The 17,928-nt window shown below is 48.7% G+C and carries 20 protein-coding genes and 1 pseudogene; 13 read left to right on the top strand and 8 right to left on the bottom strand.

Features of this window, described 5'->3' with window-relative positions:
• Nucleotides 1-59: 59 nt before the first annotated feature.
• Nucleotides 60-469, top strand: a pseudogene (locus ABXJ76_RS02140) (UbiD family decarboxylase domain-containing protein); the annotation flags it as partial.
• Nucleotides 470-654: 185 nt separating this feature from the next.
• On the opposite strand, the gene sufT reads toward ABXJ76_RS02140, so the two are convergent.
• The 6 genes from sufT to uvrD form a co-directional block, all read right to left on the bottom strand.
• On the bottom strand, nucleotides 655-1,203 hold the full coding sequence (gene sufT, locus ABXJ76_RS02135) for a putative Fe-S cluster assembly protein SufT (protein ID WP_432743659.1): 549 nt from the start codon (nucleotides 1,201-1,203) through the stop codon (nucleotides 655-657).
• A gap of 10 nt (nucleotides 1,204-1,213) precedes the next feature.
• Nucleotides 1,214-1,942, bottom strand: a complete 729-nt coding sequence (locus tag ABXJ76_RS02130) for an SDR family NAD(P)-dependent oxidoreductase (RefSeq protein ID WP_432743657.1) — start codon at nucleotides 1,940-1,942, stop codon at nucleotides 1,214-1,216.
• Nucleotides 1,933-2,610 carry an HAD family hydrolase gene (locus tag ABXJ76_RS02125; protein WP_432743655.1) on the bottom strand — a complete coding sequence of 226 codons (678 nt, stop codon included), beginning with the start codon at nucleotides 2,608-2,610 and terminating at the stop codon, nucleotides 1,933-1,935. The genes ABXJ76_RS02130 and ABXJ76_RS02125 overlap by 10 nt, the downstream gene beginning before the upstream one ends.
• Nucleotides 2,611-2,613: 3 nt before the next feature.
• Nucleotides 2,614-3,321: a bifunctional 2-polyprenyl-6-hydroxyphenol methylase/3-demethylubiquinol 3-O-methyltransferase UbiG gene (ubiG, locus tag ABXJ76_RS02120; RefSeq protein ID WP_432743652.1), complete on the bottom strand. Its 708-nt coding sequence runs from the start codon at nucleotides 3,319-3,321 to the stop codon at nucleotides 2,614-2,616.
• A 219-nt stretch (nucleotides 3,322-3,540) separates the two neighbouring features.
• Nucleotides 3,541-4,620 (bottom strand): class II fructose-bisphosphate aldolase, encoded by a 1,080-nt coding sequence (gene fbaA, locus ABXJ76_RS02115; protein ID WP_432743650.1) that lies wholly within the window; start codon nucleotides 4,618-4,620, stop codon nucleotides 3,541-3,543.
• A 185-nt stretch (nucleotides 4,621-4,805) separates the two neighbouring features.
• Nucleotides 4,806-7,034, bottom strand: a complete 2,229-nt coding sequence (gene uvrD / locus ABXJ76_RS02110; RefSeq protein WP_432743648.1) for a DNA helicase II — start codon at nucleotides 7,032-7,034, stop codon at nucleotides 4,806-4,808.
• Nucleotides 7,035-7,171: 137 nt separating this feature from the next.
• On the opposite strand from uvrD, the gene ABXJ76_RS02105 reads away from it, so the two are divergent.
• On the top strand, nucleotides 7,172-7,393 hold the full coding sequence (locus tag ABXJ76_RS02105) for a YgaP family membrane protein (protein WP_432743647.1): 222 nt from the start codon (nucleotides 7,172-7,174) through the stop codon (nucleotides 7,391-7,393).
• 60 nt (nucleotides 7,394-7,453) lie between these two features.
• On the opposite strand, the gene ABXJ76_RS02100 is transcribed toward ABXJ76_RS02105, so the two are convergent.
• The gene (locus tag ABXJ76_RS02100; protein WP_432743645.1) at nucleotides 7,454-7,891 is read right to left on the bottom strand and encodes an FxsA family protein; all 438 of its coding nucleotides are present in this window, start codon (nucleotides 7,889-7,891) and stop codon (nucleotides 7,454-7,456) included.
• A gap of 92 nt (nucleotides 7,892-7,983) precedes the next feature.
• Here ABXJ76_RS02100 and cutA point away from each other — a divergent pair, with 92 nt between their 5' ends.
• From cutA to ABXJ76_RS02085, 3 genes are read left to right on the top strand one after another with little or no spacing between them, the layout of a single operon-like run.
• Nucleotides 7,984-8,325, top strand: coding sequence for a divalent-cation tolerance protein CutA (gene cutA, locus ABXJ76_RS02095; RefSeq protein ID WP_432743644.1), 342 nt, complete (start codon nucleotides 7,984-7,986; stop codon nucleotides 8,323-8,325).
• Entirely contained in the window at nucleotides 8,304-10,517 is a 2,214-nt protein-coding gene (locus tag ABXJ76_RS02090; protein WP_432743642.1) for a protein-disulfide reductase DsbD, read from the top strand. The genes cutA and ABXJ76_RS02090 overlap by 22 nt, the downstream gene beginning before the upstream one ends.
• Nucleotides 10,514-11,029 (top strand): TlpA family protein disulfide reductase, encoded by a 516-nt coding sequence (locus ABXJ76_RS02085; RefSeq protein ID WP_432743640.1) that lies wholly within the window; start codon nucleotides 10,514-10,516, stop codon nucleotides 11,027-11,029. Before ABXJ76_RS02090 ends, ABXJ76_RS02085 begins: the two co-directional genes overlap by 4 nt.
• 40 nt (nucleotides 11,030-11,069) lie before the next feature.
• Here the strand turns inward: ABXJ76_RS02085 and ABXJ76_RS02080 are convergent, their stop codons facing one another.
• Entirely contained in the window at nucleotides 11,070-11,417 is a 348-nt protein-coding gene (locus ABXJ76_RS02080) for a hypothetical protein (RefSeq protein WP_432743637.1), read from the bottom strand.
• Nucleotides 11,418-11,718: 301 nt separating this feature from the next.
• Here ABXJ76_RS02080 and aroQ point away from each other — a divergent pair, with 301 nt between their 5' ends.
• From aroQ to ABXJ76_RS02040, 8 genes are all read left to right on the top strand, one after another.
• Entirely contained in the window at nucleotides 11,719-12,165 is a 447-nt protein-coding gene (gene aroQ, locus ABXJ76_RS02075) for a type II 3-dehydroquinate dehydratase (protein WP_432743635.1), read from the top strand.
• A gap of 3 nt (nucleotides 12,166-12,168) precedes the next feature.
• A complete protein-coding gene (gene accB, locus ABXJ76_RS02070; protein ID WP_432743633.1) occupies nucleotides 12,169-12,606 on the top strand; it encodes an acetyl-CoA carboxylase biotin carboxyl carrier protein in 438 nt (145 codons plus the stop codon).
• 19 nt (nucleotides 12,607-12,625) lie between these two features.
• The gene (gene accC / locus ABXJ76_RS02065) at nucleotides 12,626-13,969 is read left to right on the top strand and encodes an acetyl-CoA carboxylase biotin carboxylase subunit (protein ID WP_432743631.1); all 1,344 of its coding nucleotides are present in this window, start codon (nucleotides 12,626-12,628) and stop codon (nucleotides 13,967-13,969) included.
• Between the two features lie 77 nt (nucleotides 13,970-14,046).
• Nucleotides 14,047-14,256, top strand: a complete 210-nt coding sequence (locus ABXJ76_RS02060) for a type II toxin-antitoxin system HicB family antitoxin (protein WP_432743629.1) — start codon at nucleotides 14,047-14,049, stop codon at nucleotides 14,254-14,256.
• 2 nt (nucleotides 14,257-14,258) lie between these two features.
• Nucleotides 14,259-14,489, top strand: coding sequence for a type II toxin-antitoxin system HicA family toxin (locus tag ABXJ76_RS02055; protein ID WP_432743627.1), 231 nt, complete (start codon nucleotides 14,259-14,261; stop codon nucleotides 14,487-14,489).
• A gap of 148 nt (nucleotides 14,490-14,637) precedes the next feature.
• Nucleotides 14,638-15,516: a 50S ribosomal protein L11 methyltransferase gene (prmA, locus tag ABXJ76_RS02050; RefSeq protein ID WP_432743625.1), complete on the top strand. Its 879-nt coding sequence runs from the start codon at nucleotides 14,638-14,640 to the stop codon at nucleotides 15,514-15,516.
• A gap of 155 nt (nucleotides 15,517-15,671) precedes the next feature.
• On the top strand, nucleotides 15,672-16,868 hold the full coding sequence (locus ABXJ76_RS02045; RefSeq protein ID WP_432743623.1) for a class I SAM-dependent rRNA methyltransferase: 1,197 nt from the start codon (nucleotides 15,672-15,674) through the stop codon (nucleotides 16,866-16,868).
• A 218-nt stretch (nucleotides 16,869-17,086) separates the two neighbouring features.
• Complete coding sequence (locus ABXJ76_RS02040; RefSeq protein ID WP_432743621.1) at nucleotides 17,087-17,614, top strand: hypothetical protein; 528 nt, start codon at nucleotides 17,087-17,089, stop codon at nucleotides 17,612-17,614.
• The last annotated feature ends 314 nt before the right edge of the window (nucleotides 17,615-17,928 follow it).

The following is a 17,928-nucleotide window of genomic DNA, read 5'->3' as shown; positions in this document are numbered from 1 at the left end:
ATACGGGATGCTGGAGCATCCCGCACTGCATTCCCAAGCTGGAGCTTGGGAACGAGGCAAACAAAGTTATCATGCGCTGGCTGGCGCATCGCGGTGGCGCATTGGATTTTAAAGAATTCCAGGCCACCCATCCCGGCCAGCCCTTCCCTGTTTCTGTCGCTTTAGGCGCTGATCCTGCCACCCTACTGGCTGCCGTCACGCCGGTGCCGGACTCCCTGCCCGAATACGCGTTTGCCGGTTTATTGCGCGGCAGCAAAACCGAAGTCGCCAAATCACTGATTAACGATTTGCAGGTTCCGGCCAGCGCTGAAATCATGCTGGAAGGCTTTATCTATCCCGGCGAATTCGCGCCGGAAGGCCCTTATGGCGACCATACCGGCTATTACAATGAAGTCGCTGATTTCCGGTATTCACTATCGAACGAATCACCCAGCGCCAAGCGCCGATTTATCACAGCACCTACTTAGGCTTTAGGGATTTTTCTTTTTCACCAGTCTTATAGTGGCTACCGGTGAGTTCCGTATTATAAATTAGTTCGTCGGAACCATGTCGCAACGCCATTTGCAGACGCGAACCGACTTGCAAATTAATCTCTTTAAAAGTGATCATCCTGTTTTCACCCAAATTCTAATTCTTGTTATTTCTGAGCTAACTTTAATACAATCCCAATTGCAACTGCGCCACTTCAGACATCATTTCCCGCGACCAGGGCGGGTCAAGCACCACTTCGACATTAACACGATCGACACCGGGCAATGCGCGGATACATTTTTCCACGTCGCTCTGGATAACCGGCCCCATCCCACAGCCTGGCGCAGTCAGGGTCATGATGACATGAACATCATTCAAGCCTTCATCTACCGGGGTTACTTTGCACTGATAAACCAGTCCAAGATCAACAATATTGACCGGGATTTCAGGATCGTAAACTGTCTTCATCACTTCCCAGCAGTTTTGTTCAACCGCCGCCGCATCGGTCTCCGATACCAGCGTTTGCAGCTGATGCGATTCCTTGCCCAAGGCATCGGCATCGATCCCGGCAATGCGCACCATATGCCCATGTTCAGTGACCACGGTGTAATTGTCGCCAAGCGCCTGATGAATCGTGACTATCTGACCCTGGCTTAACGTGTCGGTATTGCCGTCAGGAATGGTAACAATATTGACATCTCGGGTTAAAACAACGTCTTCTCTTTCAGCCATAATGATTTAGTTATAAATAGAAGGTTCGGGCATCGATAGCTTGGCCGGTTATGCCTAGACTTTCTGAGCCGAACAAATACAGATAAATGGGAGCCAGCGATTTCATCGTCGGCAACTTACTTTTATCTTCCGCCGGATAGGCTCGTTTTCTTAACGGGGAGTCTATCGGCCCCGGTATCAAGGTATTGACCCGGATTTTGCCGAATGATTCATGCTCTTCGGCCAGGATGTTAGCGAGACCTTCCAGAGCTATTTTTGACACGCCGTAAGCGCCTGCATAAGCCGGAGCCTTTCTGGCCGAGGAATCGGAGGTGAAGACGATGGAAGCATGCTCGCTCTTTTGCAGTACCGGCAACAAAACCCGGCACAGCAGAAAAGGTGCATTCAAATTGACATTTAAGGTATGTCCCCAGTCTTTGGTTTTGTGCGTAGCAATGGGAGAAAAGGCGCTAAACTCTACCGCTGAATGCAAGATACCTTGGAGCGAGCCGTATTTCTCATCGATCTTGTCGGCTAATTCCTGATACTCGTTTTCATTGGCACCGGCTAAATCGAACGGGTAAATGACCGGCTCTGGCGCTTTGATGGTCAAAATCGCATCGTAAACCGCTTCCAGTTTGGCAATATTTTTATCCAGCAAAATGATATGCGCACCGTGCTTGGCTAATGCCAAAGCAGCGGTACTGCCAAGACCTCCGCCCGCGCCGGTAATTAAAATGACTTGATTTGTTAGCGGCATGATAGTTTGGCTATCCAAGTTGAAATTTGATCGGGGGACTCGATTAACGCATCGGCGCCCCAGGTTTCCGGAGTATCGCCGGGATTAATGTAACCGTAAACTGCGGCCAGGGTTTTCATTTGCGCATTCTTTCCGGCGGTAATGTCATGTAACGCATCGCCGATATAGACGCACTCTTTCGGGTCGACATCCGCCTGTTTGCAGGCCAGCAGCATCGGTTCAGGATGCGGCTTGGGATTGGCAGTGGTATCGCCACTGACGATACAGGCGGCGCGCTCGGTCAGTTTTAGCGCGTCCATCAGCGGGTTAGTGAAGCGTTTGCGTTTGTTGGTGACCACGCCCCATTTAAGCCCTTGGGCTTCAATCGCAGCCAGCGTGTCGGCCATACCGGAGAAAAAAACCGTATGTTCGGCAATATTGTTCTGGTAATGAGTGAGCATAGTTTCCAGAATATCGGCCTTTAACTGATCGTCAAGCGTAGGTTGGCTGGCGTTAATCATGGCCGCCGCACCGTACGAAATAAACGGTTTAATGATTTCAGGAACAACAATATCAAAGCCGTGAACGTTTAGCGCACGGTTCAAACATGAAATCAAATCCGGCGCAGTATCCACCAGAGTGCCGTCAAGGTCGAATAATACGCAGGATAATTTGAAGTCAGCACACATGTTTTATTCAGGACGCTTGAAGGCAGCGATGTAATTGACGTCTATGTCTTTGCCTAGGCTGAAATGCTTGCTGAACGGATTATATTCAATACCTACCATACCCTGCAATTCAAGGCCTGCGGCGCGCGCCGACTGGCACAACTCCGACGGTTTGATAAAGGTTTTAAAGTCATGAGTGCCTTTGGGCAGCATTTGCAAGACGTATTCCGCTGCAAAGATAGCCAATAAATACGCCTTGGGTTTGCGGTTGAGCGTCGAGAAAAACACCATGCCGCCGGGCTTGACCATTCTGGCGCAAGCGGAGATGATAGAGCCGGGGTCAGGCACATGTTCGAGCATTTCCATGCAAGTCACATGATCGAAGCTTTCCGGCTGCTGCTCGGCTAGATTTTCAGCGCTGATTTTTTGATAATGCGCGGTCACGCCGGATTCAAGCCCGTGCAGATCGGCAATATCAATCAGGTCTTCACTCAGATCGATACCCAACGCATCAGCGCCGTGTTTAGCCAGGCCTTCGGTCAAAATGCCGCCGCCGCAACCGACATCAACGATGCGTTTACCGGCAATATCAGCATAACGCTGAATAAACTGAAGTCGCAGCGGGTTAATATCGTGCAGAGTTTTGAATTCACCCTGGGTGTCCCACCAGCGTTCCGCCATCGAGCCGAACTTATGAATTTCGTGCGGGTGTACATTGTCTGTTGCTGTCATGGTATTAAACCGTAATCTGAGATTTATATAGTCTACTATATTAGTAGGTTATTCGTCATGTGTTGTTCTTTGTTGAGCTGTTTTTTATGCCGCATGGATTTTAGCAAGCTCCCATAGCAACACCTGACTCAGGCTGATATTTTCGATGTTCATCTTGCCACATCCAACGCAAAAAAAAGGCCGATGCAGCTGCACCGGCCTTTTACTCAGCTAATCAGTTTACAGCGTATTCACTGCGTTCAATTCTTTAAACGCTTGCTCTAAACGAACCGCCATGCCGACTTCACCGGCACGTTGCCAGACGCGTGGATCGTAGTATTTTTTGTTAGGCTTGTCGTCACCGTCAGGGTTACCGATTTGGCCTTGCAAATAACCTTCGTTTTGTTTGTAGTAGTTCATGATCCCTTCCCAAGTTGCCCATTGGGTGTCGGTATCGATGTTCATCTTGACCACGCCGTAGCTGATTGATTCCTTGATTTCTTCTGGTGTTGAGCCTGAACCGCCGTGGAAGACGAAATTCAAGGTATTCGTTGGAACACCTAACTTTTCAGAGACGTATTTTTGTGAGTTAGCTAAAATGCTAGGCGTCAATTTAACGTTACCCGGTTTGTAAACGCCGTGAACGTTGCCGAAAGAAGCGGCAATCGTGAAGCGTGGGCTGATTTTGCTTAATTCTTCATAAGCGTAAGCCACATCTTCAGGTTGTGTGTACAGCAATGAGTGATCCATATCGCTGTTGTCAACGCCGTCTTCTTCACCGCCGGTGCAGCCTAGTTCGATTTCCAGCGTCATGCCCATTTTGGACATACGCGCCAAATATTGGCCGCAGATTTCGATATTTTCTTTCAGGCTTTCTTCAGACAAATCCAGCATGTGCGAGCTGAATAATGGCTTGCCGGTTGTTGCAAAATGTTTTTCACCGGCATCCAACAAGCCGTCAATCCAAGGCAGCAGCTTTTTAGCGGCGTGGTCGGTATGCAAAATAACCGGTACGCCATAAGCTTCAGCCAGAGCATGTACGTGTTGAGCGCCGGAAATAGCGCCCAAAATAGCGGCTTGCTGGCCTTCCGCCTTAAGGCCTTTACCGGCAACAAATGCTGCGCCGCCATTGGAAAACTGGATAACGATAGCCGATTTTACTTTTGCCGCCGCTTCTAACGCCGCATTGATCGAATCCGTGTTGATGACATTGACAGCAGGCAAGGCAAAGCTGTTTTCTTTGCAAATCGCAAAGATTTTTTGTACGTCATCGCCAGTGACAACACCTGGCTTTACTGCATCTAAAATTTTCTGTGACATTAAGGATTCCTATTTCAATCTGTTACGTTGAGGGGATCAAGCCGAAAGCCATTGCGGTTGCGGATGTAAAAATACCCGCAGCCCAATACTATCTGCCGACTATTATAAAGTGTGTTCATATATTAGGCTACTTGCCAGTACGGCAACCCTGTGACAATTGCGAATTATTCGGGGCTCAGCCACTGCTACAACACATCCAATTGCGCATAAGCCAGTATCAGCCACTTGATCCCGACTTGCTTGAAATTAATCTGCACGCGTTCCTGTGCGCCTTCGCCTTCCATTTGCAACACCACGCCTTCACCGAATTTGGCATGACTGACGCGTTGCCCCAGCTTGTATTTTCCTGCTATTTGCAACGATTGCGCTTTCGGCTTTACCACGGTCACCGGACGACTCACGGTGGCGCGCATCCTGACTTCCTGTAAATGTTCCGGCGGAATCTCGCGCAGAAAACGCGATGGCCTGGGGTACGTTTCTCGACCGTATAATCGCCTGGATTCGGCATAGGTCAGATACAACTGTCGCATGGCGCGGGTTATGCCGACATAGCAAAGCCTGCGTTCCTCTTCCAGTCGCCCGACGTCATCGACGGATTGTTGCGACGGGAATAAACCTTCTTCCATACCGACCAAAAACACCAACGTAAACTCCAGCCCTTTGGCCGAATGCAGGGTCATCAACTGTACGCAATCGTCAAAATCATCGCCTTGCAATTCACCGGATTCGAGTGTTGCGTGCGATAAAAACATATCCAGATCGCTCAAGCTCCCTTCATCTTCCAGCACCGCGTCTGCTCCCGGCAGACCTGCGGCATACACACCATCCATGGCGATATCTCCGATTGCGGTGGCATCAAAAAGCCGCGCAGCGTTGACCAGCTCTTCCAGGTTTTCTACCTTCTCTTCGCCTTTGTCGACCTTGTCTTTTTGATACAGTTCAATGAGTCCGCTTTTCTCGACCACCAGCTTGACCTGTTCAAAAAGCTCCTTGCCTTCCGCCTGCCCAGCAAATTGTTTAATCAATTCCAAAAAGCCGATCAAGGCATTGGTCGCTCTTGCCGACAAGGTGCGCTGGTTAATCAGCACGATAGCCGCCGCCCATAATGAAAGGCTTTGATCCCGCGCTATAGTTCGAATTTCACCAATGGTTTTAGCGCCTATACCGCGCGTCGGGGTGTTGATCACCCGTTCAAACGACGCATCGTCATTGCGATTGGACATCAAACGTAAATAGGCCAGCGCGTTTTTAATTTCCATCCGCTCAAAAAAGCGCAAGCCGCCGTAAACCCGGTACGGTATGCCGGTGGTCATCAAGCGTTCTTCAAACTGGCGGGACTGGGCATTGGACCGATAAAGAATGGCAATATCTTTACGTAGGCCGCCCTCATTCACCCAGGCTCTGATGCGCTCGACGACAAAATGGGCTTCATCCTGTTCGTTAAATGCCGCATACAGGGAAATCAACTCGCCGTCACCGGCATCGGTCCACAATTCTTTACCCATACGACCGTCATTAACACTGATAACCTTGTTGGCGGCTTTGAGGATATTGCCGGTAGAGCGGTAGTTTTGCTCCAGCTTGATGACTTGATGATTCGGGTAATGCTTTTGAAAGCTGTAGATATTCTCGATTTTCGCACCGCGCCAGCCGTAGATGGACTGATCGTCGTCGCCGACCACAAAAATATTGTCCCTGCCCTCGGTCAGCAGCCGCAACCAGGCATATTGTATCGTGTTGGTATCCTGAAACTCATCAACATGAACCTGCCGAAAACGCTGCTGATAATACTCCAGCACATCAGGGTTATCACGCAGCAATTCATGCGCCCGCAGTAGCAACTCGGCAAAATCTACTAGGCCGGAACGGTCGCACAGTTCTTCGTAGGCTTGATATGTCCTCAGCATTTGCCGTTGGTAGAGATCGTTGGTCTCTAGGGTATGCCTGGCCCTGATACCCTCGTCTTTTTGCGCATTGATATGCCACTGCACTTGGCGCGGCGGCCACTTGTCGGCATCGAGATTCAACGTAGCCAATAGGCGCTTAATAAGCCGCAACTGGTCGCCGGAATCCATGACCTGAAAAGTGTCGGGTAATTTAGCCTGCTTGGCATGGCGTCTTAACAGCCGATGCGCTATACCGTGAAAAGTGCCTATCCACATAGATTGCGCGGACATTTTCAGCAACTCTTCAATCCTGCCTCGCATTTCTTTAGCCGCTTTATTGGTGAAGGTTACGGCTAAAATACTCTGCGCAGACACACCTTCCACCTGGATCTGCCAAGCAATGCGATGTACTAAAACACGAGTCTTGCCGCTACCGGCACCGGCCAAAACCAGCATGGCCTGCGATGGCGCGGTAACTGCCTGACGTTGAGCATCATTAAGGGGGTCTATTATTGAAGTTACATCCATTGCTTAAAGCACCTACTGTTAATATTTTTTTGCTTGCACATTTTTTAGAGCTGTGTATATTGCGTAAGGTTCAATAATGACAGACTGAACCATTGCTTTGTTAATGATAATAATAACGACACACAGAGGATTTTAAGATGAATTTTGATGTTAAACGTATGCTTAAATTTGAACACAATGTTGGTGAGAAAGAAAAAAAATACCGTTTGTATGCAGGATCTGCACTTCTGGTTATTTCACTTTTCATCCCAGGCGGTGAAGTTCTTTTATTATTAGTGGGCTTGGTTCTTGTTGCAACCGGTTATTCCGGTTGGTGTCCAATATATTCAGGGCTGAATAAAAATACCTGCGAAAAATAAAGCCGAGTTACAAAGGCACAAGACAAAAACCCGATTTAGCCTTGTGCCGTTTACTTCTTCCTACTCTTCTTTACGAAACTCACCTTCCAACACGTTATTTTCAGCCGCTTTTTCCTGCTGAAAATGCGCTCCCGCTTGAACCAGATAATTTTCAATCACGTATTGGGCGATTTTTTTGCGTAACTGCGGAATTAAACAGGCAAAGCCGATCAAATCGGTAATAAAGCCCGGTGTTAACAACAATGCCCCGCCTACAAGAATAATAGGCCCTTCAACCATTTCATAAGCAGGCATCACGCCTTGCGCCAAACTCTCCTGAAATCGCTGAAAAGTGGCAAAGCCTTGCTGTCTCAATAGCCAAGTCCCCAGTACGGCGGTCAAAACCACCAGCAAAATGGTCGGAAACACACCAACAATTCCGCCAATCTGCAGCAGCAAATAAATTTCTGCAAAAGAAATAATCAGCACGACCAGAAATAATGTTTGAAAAATTTTCATCTAAAGTTCTCTTGTTGTAGTCATCGTCATTGTTACAATATAAGGGCAATTCCGGTTAATTTCTAGGATAATATCTGACACACTCGCTTTTAATGACTGCTAATATGCCTGCTGACCATCTAATCATCTTCTGCACTTGCCCGGATAAAGACACCGCAGAAAAAATAGCCCGACTGCTGGTTGAAACCAATATTGCCGCCTGCGTCAACATCTTGCCCGGCATGACCTCCCTGTACAAATGGGAGGGAAAAATCGAATCCGCCCAGGAACATCTGCTGCTAATTAAGGCACATAAAGACCACTATCAGACCATTGAAAGCACTTTGCGCACTCATCACCCTTACGAACTGCCTGAAATAATTGCCGCGCCTATTGAGCGCGGATTACCTGAATACCTGCATTGGATAGATTCATGCCATTCTTCAAAAAAATAATTTTTCTTTGCTTCCTGTCGCTGCTTAGCCAGCCGACCTTTGCGCTAGGCGCTGACGATCTTCTGCCACCCGACCAGGCCTTCAAGGTTTCGGCCAAAGCGCTTAGCCACGACCGTGTTGAAATCGCCTGGGACATTGCCGACGGTTATTATCTGTACCGCGACAAAATGCATTTCGAATCCAAAACCGAGCAAATCCGCTTGGACGATCCCACTTTTCCGGCTGGGCAAAATAAGCATGATGAAAACTTTGGCGATGTGGTTATTTACCGCAATATCCTGAACGTCCCGATTGCCTTAACCGTCGAAAACAGCGCGTCTTCGCTGCAACTGTCGGTGCAATATCATGGCTGTTCCGACCAGGGCGTTTGCTATCCGCCGCAGAAAACCACTTTTAACCTGAAGCTGCCCACATCGGTTGCCAAAGCCGATCCGGTGAAACAACTGTTAAGCGGCTTTCAAGGCATAAAACTGAATTTGTTTGAAGATGACCTACTGCCGCCGGATCAGGCTTTCGAGTTTTTTGCAACCGTCAAAGACGCTCACACCCTGCAGGTTAACTGGCATATTGCCGATGGTTATTACCTGTATCGGGAAAAAATCCAGCTTGAAGTGGTTAACGCAGACGGCGTAAAGCTGGGCCATTACGACATCCCCCGAGGCGCGCCCAAACAGGATGAAGCCTTCGGCCTGGTTGAAACCTTTCACAACGAACTCGGCTTCGACCTGCCGCTTATCCGTTCCGACATATCGGCGCAAACTCTTACCCTACAGGCAAAATATCAGGGCTGCGCCGACCGTGGCGTTTGCTATCCGCCGATGAGCAAAAACATCGACTTGGCCTTACCCGTTGCGCTACAACCGCCAACTCAACAAGCTGAAGCGCAGGAGCTTTCCGAACAAGATGAAATCGTACAATCCTTACGCAAGGACAGCTTGCCGATAACCTTGCTCAGCTTTTTCGGCTTCGGTTTGTTGCTATCGTTAACCCCGTGCATTTTCCCGATGATTCCGATTTTATCGGGTATTATCGTCGGTCACGGCAACCGGATTACTACGAGGCGCGCCTTTTTACTGTCCCTCAGTTATGTGCTGGCCTCGGCGTTGACCTACACCGTATTCGGCATACTCGCCGCGTTGTTCGGTAGCAACCTGCAAACCGCTTTCCAGCAGCCTTGGATTATCGGCCTGTTCAGCGCCGTTTTTGTAGTGCTATCCTTGTCCATGTTCGGCTTTTATCATCTAGAACTACCCAAGTCATTTCAGGCCAAACTGCATAATTCCAGCGAAATACACCGTGACGGTTCACTCTGGGGCGCTGCTATCATGGGCGCACTGTCCTCGCTGATCGTCGGCCCCTGTGTCGCCGCGCCGTTGGCGGGTGCGCTGATTTATATCGGCCAGACCGGTGATGCTGTGCTAGGCGGTAGCGCCTTATTTTTCTTAGGCTTAGGCATGGGCGTACCGTTATTGTTGCTGGGCGCATCTGCCGGAAAATTGTTACCCAAGGCCGGAAACTGGCTTAATTCTACCAAAGCCGTATTCGGCGTGATCATGCTGGCAGTCGCGGTGTGGATGCTCAGCCGAATTTTGCCGGGCGAGGTGATTATGATGTTGTGGGCGATGCTGTTGATATTTCCGGCCATTTACCTCAGCGCCGTCGATCCGCTACCCGAAAACAGTTCCGGCTGGCGCAAGTTGTGGAAAGGCTTAGGCCTGATGATGCTGGCTTACGGATTGTTATTGTTGACCGGCTTTAGCCTGGGCAACAGCAATCCGCTAAAACCGCTGCAAGGACTCGGTTTGACTACCGCGCAAGCCGCAAAACCGGGCATTAGTTTTGAAAGGGTCGCCTCGGCAGACCTGGAAGCCCGAATCAATCAGGCCGCCGCCAATCATCAACCGGTCATGCTGGATTTTTACGCCGACTGGTGTATCTCGTGCAAGGAAATGGAAGCGTATACTTTTTCCGATCCACGCGTTAAACAGGCACTCGAAGGTTATGTACTGCTGCAAGTCGATATTACTAATAATAGCGATGACGATAAAGCCCTGCTGGCAAAATTCAAGCTGATCGGACCACCGAGTATTTTGTTTTTCGGCTTAGACAGCCAGGAAAAAACCGCACACCGGATCATCGGTTATCAGGATGCCGAAACCTTTATCAAATCACTGCAACGTAGCCAATCATGAAGCAAACAGCCTTGATTATCATTATTGCGTTTATTGCGCTGGGTTTTGGCATGACAGCACGACATGTCTTTCCACCCGCTGAAAAAATCAGCCCTAGCGCGTTACCCGAATTCAACCTGCCCGATCTGTCCGGCCATCAGCACACTATTTCCGAATGGCAGGGTAAGGTATTGGTGATCAACTTCTGGGCAACCTGGTGTCCGCCTTGCCGAAAAGAAATTCCCGATTTTATCGCCTTGCAGCAGCAATATGCCGACAAAGGTGTGCAATTTATCGGCATTGCTTTAGAGGATAAGGAACCAGTCTCCGAGTACATCGCCACCACCAAAGTCAATTATCCGATTTTATTGGGTGGAGACAATGGCATCGCCCTGGCTCATCAATTGGGCAATACTGTCGATGCGGTTCCCTATACCCTTATTGTTAACCGGCAAGGGCAAATCATTAACCGGCACCCGGGCGAGTTTTCCAAAGAGCAAATACTGGACGTTATTACGCCGCTACTGAACTGACAGTAACGGCGTAAGCGTTAGCCATCCGCGGCCAATATCCTTAAAACTCCAATTCTAAATCGGCTTCGCAAAAATTGAACTTAGCCTCTTCGGATTCTGAGCCGTCGGCATAGGCGGCTTTAACATACTGATCGCAGCCTTCGTCGTTGGTACTTGAATCCCAAGTCAGTGTAATATTGCTACCTGCTGCAATACCTGAGCCAATATCGAAATAACCCCAATCTTTCCCATCCTCAGATACCAACAGTTTGGTCATCTTGACCCGGGTATTGTTACGCACACTAAACGAATACTCTGATTCAGCTGCTACCGCATTATTGACAGAAATCATCCCCACGAACAACGATGCCGTGACTACCAGTGTGCCGACAAACTTGTGAACTTTCATGTTTTTCTCTTGGGTTAAACCGCATCGACATGTTGCGGGTGTCGGTTTTATACGCTTGCAAAAAAAACCTGTCAACGCGTAAATCACAAGCAATCATTAGCATGAACAATACTTGTAGACCACCCAACCGGACTTTCGCATAAATAACTTTTAAAATCCGCTGACTTGTGCGTAACGACTCCAAACAGCTTGAATTGTGTCGCTATCTTTTGCTAAAAATAGAATATCTGGACAAAACCTTACAAATTGGGCAAAATTAGCGGCTAATTATGCTTTTTAACCCTAACCGACTTGCAGATTGATGGCGACTATTACCGTTCTAAATGGGCCGAATTTAAACCTATTGGGCATTCGCGAACCCGGTCTTTACGGTAATCAAACTCTGGCTGACATTAGGCAACATCTGGAACAAAAGGCTGTGGATCTGGGGCATCAGCTTAACTTCCATCAGAATAACGCAGAACACGACATTGTAGAATTGATACACGCGGCTTATCATGCCCACGTTGATTTCATCATCATGAATCCGGCAGCCTTTACCCATACCAGCGTCGCCATTCGCGACGCGCTGCTGGCAACCAAGATCCCCTTTATTGAAGTTCATTTATCAAACGTTCATGCGCGTGAACCTTTTAGAAAACATTCCTATTTCTCGGATATTGCCAAAGGCGTTATCTGCGGATTAGGCGCAACAGGGTACGAATTGGCCTTACTGGCCGCTCATCAGATATTAGCCGAGAGACACTAAACCATGGATATTAGAAAAATAAAAAAACTCATCGAGATTATCGAAGAATCCGGCATTGCCGAACTGGAAATCAAAGAGGGCGAAGAATCCATTCGTATCAGCCGTTATTCTGCACCACCTCAAACGCTTGCCTATGCGTCGGCACCCGTTGTCGCCGCACCTGAGATAGCCGTTTTAACCGCTGGTTCGGCAGAAGAAAATATCACCGGTCATGTGGTCAAGTCGCCGATGGTCGGCACCTTTTACCGCTCCGCTTCACCGGGTACCAAAATTTTCGTCGAGGTTGGCCAATCCGTCCAGGTCGGCGATACCTTGTGCATCATTGAGGCGATGAAAATTCTTAACCAGATTGAGTCGGATAAAGACGGCATCCTCACTAAAGTTCTGGTTGAAAACGCCGAACCTGTCGAATACGGCCAACCCTTATTCATCATTGAATAACACCAAAAACGGGAATCTCATGTTCGATAAAATCGTTATCGCCAATCGAGGCGAGATTGCACTGCGTATTTTACGCGCTTGCAGAGAATTAGGTGTCAAGGTTGTTGCCGTGCATTCCGAGGCGGATCGAGATCTAAAGCATGTGCGCCTGGCCGATGAATCGGTTTGCATAGGCCCTGCCGCATCCGCAGACAGCTACTTGAATATTCCGGCTATTATCAGCGCGGCTGAAGTGACCGATGCAGAAGCCATCCATCCCGGTTACGGTTTTTTGTCCGAAAATGCCGACTTTGCTGAAAAAGTAAAACAAAGCGGTTTTGTGTTTATCGGCCCGAATGCGGAAACTATCCGCATAATGGGCGACAAGATTTCCGCTAAGAAAGCCATGCTGGCCGCCGGAATTCCCTGCGTACCCGGCAACAATGACCCCTTGTCGGATGACAACAAAAAAAACCTGAAGCTGGCTCAGGAAATCGGTTATCCGATTATCATCAAAGCCGCCGGCGGCGGCGGCGGCAGAGGCATGCGCACGGTACATACCGAAGCGGCGCTATTAAACGCCATTTCGATGACCAAAGCCGAAGCGGGCACGGCTTTCGGCAATCCCACGGTGTACATGGAAAAGTTCCTGGAAGATCCCCGGCACATCGAGTTTCAGGTCATGGCCGACTCGCACGGCAACGCGATACATTTGGGCGAGCGCGACTGCTCCATGCAACGCCGCCATCAGAAAGTGGTCGAAGAAGCCCCGGCGCCGGGCATCACCGAAGCACAACGCAAAGCCATAGGCGAGCGTTGCGCCAAAGCCTGTGTCGATATCGGCTATTTGGGTGCGGGCACTTTTGAATTTTTGTATGAAAGAGGCGAGTTCTATTTCATTGAAATGAACACCCGTGTACAGGTTGAACATCCGGTTACCGAAATGGTGACCGGCTTTGACATCGTCAAGGAACAACTGCGTATTGCTGCGGGCGAACGACTGTCGCTTACTCAGGATCAGGTGAAAATTCAGGGCCATGCGATTGAATGTCGGTTAAACGCTGAAGATCCCAGAACCTTTATGCCCTGCCCGGGCACTATTGACCAGTTCCATATGCCCGGAGGCCCCGGCATCCGTTGCGAAACCCATATTTACAACGGCTATAAAGTCCCGCCTTACTACGACTCGATGATCGGCAAACTGATTGCCCACGGCGAAGACCGCAAGAGTGCGATTGCCCGAATGAACACCGCGTTAAGCGAAATCATCATCGACGGGATTAAAACCAATATCCCTTTGCAGCACGACATCATGAATGACAGCGCCTTTGCAGTCGGCAGCCAAAATATCCATTACCTGGAAAAAAAGCTGGGGATTTATTAAGTTCACCACGAACAATGTCGAAAGTACGCCAGCATATATATTTACACGGCTGATTCACTGATTTAGGAGTAAATTCTATGAGGAGTTACACGGCAATTGTTGAGCGATGCCAGGATACGGGGCTTTATGTAGGTTTTATTCCCGGATTCCAAGGGGCGCATACACAAGCGGAAACGCTGGATGAACTCAATAACAATCTTCGGGAAGTTGTTGAAATGTTACTTGAGGATGGTGAACCCGTTTTGGAAGCCGAATATATCGGCACCCAAAATATCGTTGTGGCTTGAGCATGGGACACTTGCCCGTTCTTAAGCCTCGCGAGGTCGTTGCATTACTTGAAATATTGGAGTTTAGTGAGCTTCGGCAACGGGGTTCGCACAAGCAGTTTCGCCACCCTGATGGCAGATGTACAACAGTGCCATTTCATGCAGGACGCGATATATCGCCGATTTTGCTTCGGCAAATTGCAAAAGATATTGGTTTAACGGTTGAGGGTCTTCTTAATGCCAAAACCAGATAGAGCCCTAAAAGTAACCCATGCGTACCATTAAACGCTGAAGGTATGCACAGCGTACCCTACAAAGCTGGAGTTTTAGTAAACTTACCTCGAAAAACTTCAGGTCTTCGTGGTGAATAATTGACCACCCCTATACATAACTTTCTACATCATGCCCTGGCACCAAATTTCCGTTATCACCAATGAAGACCTTGCACCCCGGCTTGCCGATTTTTTCGACCATCTTGGCGCTGTATCCGTCACCTACATGGACGCCGAAGACGAGCCGGTTTACGAACCGGCTATCGGCGAAACCAAAATATGGAGCAATACCGAAGTCATTGCGTTGTATGAACTGGACGCCGAACCGGAGCTGATCAAAACCCGGGTTTACGCCCGGTTCAAGGCTGAACAGTTACACTCCTGGCGCCATGAAGTTGTAGAGGATCAGGAATGGGAACGCGCCTGGATGGAATTTTATAAGCCGATGAAATTTGCCGATAAACTCTGGGTTTGCCCGACCGATCAGGAGCAATATGAGCCCGGGACAGTTTGCCTGACCCTCGATCCGGGACTGGCTTTTGGCACTGGCACCCATCCGACCACCGCTTTATGCCTGGAATGGCTGGCCAGCCACGACTTGACCGGCAAAACCGTCATCGATTACGGTTGCGGCTCAGGCATACTGGCTGTTGCAGCAATCTTATTAGATGCCAAACAAGCTCATGCGGTGGATATCGATCCCCAGGCAATAACCGCAACACAAAGCAACGCACTAAAAAACAAAGTACAAGATAAAATTAGCTGTTACCTGCCCGAACAATTTACGCCGTTTCATGCTGACATAGTGCTGGCGAATATATTGGCAAAGCCCCTGATCGACATGGTTGAACAGATTTCCAAGCTGGTGGCTCCCGGCAGCCATTTAATTTTATCCGGCATCTTGCATGAACAAGCCGAATCGGTCATGGATGCTTATCGGCCATACATAGCATTTGACGCACCGGTACAACAGGAAGACTGGATCAGGCTTGAAGGCATCAAGCGCTAAGCTAATTTCTGCCAAGGACTCTAGCAGATTCTTGACAGCATGATCTCTCTCGGGAATTCTCCAAGTATCGCATCAGCATCAACTTAAGGCATATCCGCCTGAACATCGCCATACTGAAAAGTCGGCGGTTACACTTTTTAACTCATTTAACGACAATGGCACATCCAGAAATTTATTTAAAAAAGAACGAAGACAAACGTCTGCGCAAAGGCCATCTATGGGTTTTCAGCAACGAAGTCGACACCAAGCGCTCACCGCTTGAACAGTTCAGCGCAGGCGATCTGGTACAGGTAAAAAGCGACGACGGCAAGGTAATGGGTACTGCCTACATCAACCCGAAAACCCTGATATGCGCAAGGCTTTTGTCCAGAAAACCCAACTTAAAATGCGGCGCCAACTTTTTCAAAGAACGCTTGACTACCGCGCTGGCGCTACGGGAACGACTGTTCGACAAACCCTACTATCGCCTGATATTCGGCGAAAGCGACGGCTTGCCCGGTCTGGTCATCGACCGTTTCGGTTCGGTATTGTCGGTGCAGATAACTACCGTCGGTATCGAACTGCGTAAAGAATCGTTGTTTACTGCGCTGATTGAATTGCTGAGTCCCGAGGCTATTATCCTGAAAAACGATAACAGCCAGCGACAACAGGAAGGCTTAAGCCTGGAATCCGAACTCGCTTACGGCAAACTCCCCGAACCGCTGATCATTGAAGAAAATGGCGCTCAATTTAAAATCGACATACTGGGCGGACAAAAAACCGGCTGGTTTTACGATCACCGCAGCAGCCGCGCCCAATTAGCCGGTATTGCAAAAGACCAACGGGTGCTGGATTTATTTTCCTATACCGGAGCATGGGGCATTCCTGCCGCGTTAGCCGGAGCTTCCGAGGTCACTTGCGTAGATACTTCGGAAAATGCGCTGGCATTAGCCAAGGAAAATGCAGCACTCAACGAGGTTCAGGACAAAATGCATTTTGTGCGTAGTGATGTGTTTGAATTTCTAAAGCAAGCTCGTTTGGAAAACCAGCTCTATGATATTATTGTACTGGATCCTCCTGCTTTAATTAAACGCAAAAAAGATTTCAAACAAGGCTACGAAGCCTATCGCCGCTTGAATCACCTGGCTTTACAGGTATTGGCCAAGAACGGCGTATTGATTTCGGCATCTTGCTCTTATCACCTGAGCCGTGAAAATCTGCATGAGATTTTGCGCTCCTCAGGACGACACATAGATCGTCATCTGGTGTTTTTTGCAGCGGGAGGCCAGGGGCCTGACCATCCAATCGACCCGGCCGCTCCCGAGACCGAATATCTGAAAACTTTTTTTTGTTCTGTCTCATCAAGCTTGTAAAATATGAGGCTTCTATATGGGCGATGCAAACGATAAGAAACCCTGCGTACTTTGCGGGCAACCGGTAGAAATTACCGGTTTTTCCCTGACCACGAGTGATGGTCTGCAAAAATTTTGCTGCGCCGGCTGCCTAAGCATTTATCAGTTATTTAATGAGGATAAGACAAAACCTACGATAACCCCCCTACTAACCAAGAAAAAATGAGGATATAAAAATAATGAAAGCCTGCGATTCCTGTTCCGGCCGCGTTGAAATCGGCAAAAACCATAAAAAAATTCCCATCTGGCAAAGAGGCATCGGCATGGTCTTGATCTACCTGCCTTTACTGACCTTCCCTTTTGTGATTGCAAGCGCCTATCTGACCTACTATCACTTGCGCATGGAAGGCGCTACCAACCTTAAAACCTGGGCTGATTTCATCCCTGACCGCGGCAGTCATCGTTATAACCTGAAAAACCAGATCACTATGGAAGGCTCTTTCGCAGCCAGCATGGCTCAGTCAAAACTGTTCTGGATACTGAACTGCACTTGGTACTGCCCTTACAGCGTTGCCTTATTCGAATGGCATGCCTATATGGTCAAGATCGTGGAAAACTGGTGGTGTCCGTTCACCCACGAGAAAAAAGAAAGTTATAACAATGCCAGCATCGATAAGTCGTTCTGGCATTTATATCCTGAAGATATTACTAAATTGGAAGCGGAAGACCGGGAAAACCCAATTTGGAATGATGCCGAAAACAAGTGATTTAGGCGAAGGGCGAAAGGCGAAAAAATCTCCCTTAGCCCTTTCTTTCACCGCTACTAAGCAGGCATAGCTATCTACACAAGTCATCATAGCCGGACGGGGCAACGCTCGTTCCCACGCTCCTGAGACTGTGAAAGTATTATCCAAATCGAGCTGAAAAAAATTATTTACCACAGAGAGCACGAAGGACACGGAGAAAATAACAGCATTAATTCAAGGCATTAAAAACTTCGTGCTCTCGGCAACTGCTCCTGCGTTGCTCTACCTCCTGCATCCTTGCAGTCGTCCGTGTTCTTCGTGGTTATTTTCTAAAT

The organism is Methylobacter arcticus, from assembly GCF_050917435.1.
In the GTDB taxonomy this organism is placed as follows: domain Bacteria; phylum Pseudomonadota; class Gammaproteobacteria; order Methylococcales; family Methylomonadaceae; genus Methylobacter_A; species Methylobacter_A titanis.
The sequence above is the reverse complement of the archived record's forward strand: the minus strand, read 5'-3'. Positions and strand labels throughout refer to the sequence as shown.

What these genes read in the sequence shown, in the direction of transcription:
- sufT (WP_432743659.1), bottom strand. Translation starts at nt 1,203, where the DNA reads ATGGCTGAAAGAGAAGACGTTGTTTTAACCCGAGATGTCAATATTGTT.
- ABXJ76_RS02130 (WP_432743657.1), bottom strand. Translation starts at nt 1,942, where the DNA reads ATGCCGCTAACAAATCAAGTCATTTTAATTACCGGCGCGGGCGGAGGT.
- ABXJ76_RS02125 (WP_432743655.1), bottom strand. Translation starts at nt 2,610, where the DNA reads ATGTGTGCTGACTTCAAATTATCCTGCGTATTATTCGACCTTGACGGC.
- ubiG (WP_432743652.1), bottom strand. Translation starts at nt 3,321, where the DNA reads ATGACAGCAACAGACAATGTACACCCGCACGAAATTCATAAGTTCGGC.
- fbaA (WP_432743650.1), bottom strand. Translation starts at nt 4,620, where the DNA reads ATGTCACAGAAAATTTTAGATGCAGTAAAGCCAGGTGTTGTCACTGGC.
- uvrD (WP_432743648.1), bottom strand. Translation starts at nt 7,034, where the DNA reads ATGGATGTAACTTCAATAATAGACCCCCTTAATGATGCTCAACGTCAG.
- ABXJ76_RS02105 (WP_432743647.1), top strand. Translation starts at nt 7,172, where the DNA reads ATGAATTTTGATGTTAAACGTATGCTTAAATTTGAACACAATGTTGGT.
- ABXJ76_RS02100 (WP_432743645.1), bottom strand. Translation starts at nt 7,891, where the DNA reads ATGAAAATTTTTCAAACATTATTTCTGGTCGTGCTGATTATTTCTTTT.
- cutA (WP_432743644.1), top strand. Translation starts at nt 7,984, where the DNA reads ATGACTGCTAATATGCCTGCTGACCATCTAATCATCTTCTGCACTTGC.
- ABXJ76_RS02090 (WP_432743642.1), top strand. Translation starts at nt 8,304, where the DNA reads ATGCCATTCTTCAAAAAAATAATTTTTCTTTGCTTCCTGTCGCTGCTT.
- ABXJ76_RS02085 (WP_432743640.1), top strand. Translation starts at nt 10,514, where the DNA reads ATGAAGCAAACAGCCTTGATTATCATTATTGCGTTTATTGCGCTGGGT.
- ABXJ76_RS02080 (WP_432743637.1), bottom strand. Translation starts at nt 11,417, where the DNA reads ATGAAAGTTCACAAGTTTGTCGGCACACTGGTAGTCACGGCATCGTTG.
- aroQ (WP_432743635.1), top strand. Translation starts at nt 11,719, where the DNA reads ATGGCGACTATTACCGTTCTAAATGGGCCGAATTTAAACCTATTGGGC.
- accB (WP_432743633.1), top strand. Translation starts at nt 12,169, where the DNA reads ATGGATATTAGAAAAATAAAAAAACTCATCGAGATTATCGAAGAATCC.
- accC (WP_432743631.1), top strand. Translation starts at nt 12,626, where the DNA reads ATGTTCGATAAAATCGTTATCGCCAATCGAGGCGAGATTGCACTGCGT.
- ABXJ76_RS02060 (WP_432743629.1), top strand. Translation starts at nt 14,047, where the DNA reads ATGAGGAGTTACACGGCAATTGTTGAGCGATGCCAGGATACGGGGCTT.
- ABXJ76_RS02055 (WP_432743627.1), top strand. Translation starts at nt 14,259, where the DNA reads ATGGGACACTTGCCCGTTCTTAAGCCTCGCGAGGTCGTTGCATTACTT.
- prmA (WP_432743625.1), top strand. Translation starts at nt 14,638, where the DNA reads ATGCCCTGGCACCAAATTTCCGTTATCACCAATGAAGACCTTGCACCC.
- ABXJ76_RS02045 (WP_432743623.1), top strand. Translation starts at nt 15,672, where the DNA reads ATGGCACATCCAGAAATTTATTTAAAAAAGAACGAAGACAAACGTCTG.
- ABXJ76_RS02040 (WP_432743621.1), top strand. Translation starts at nt 17,087, where the DNA reads ATGAAAGCCTGCGATTCCTGTTCCGGCCGCGTTGAAATCGGCAAAAAC.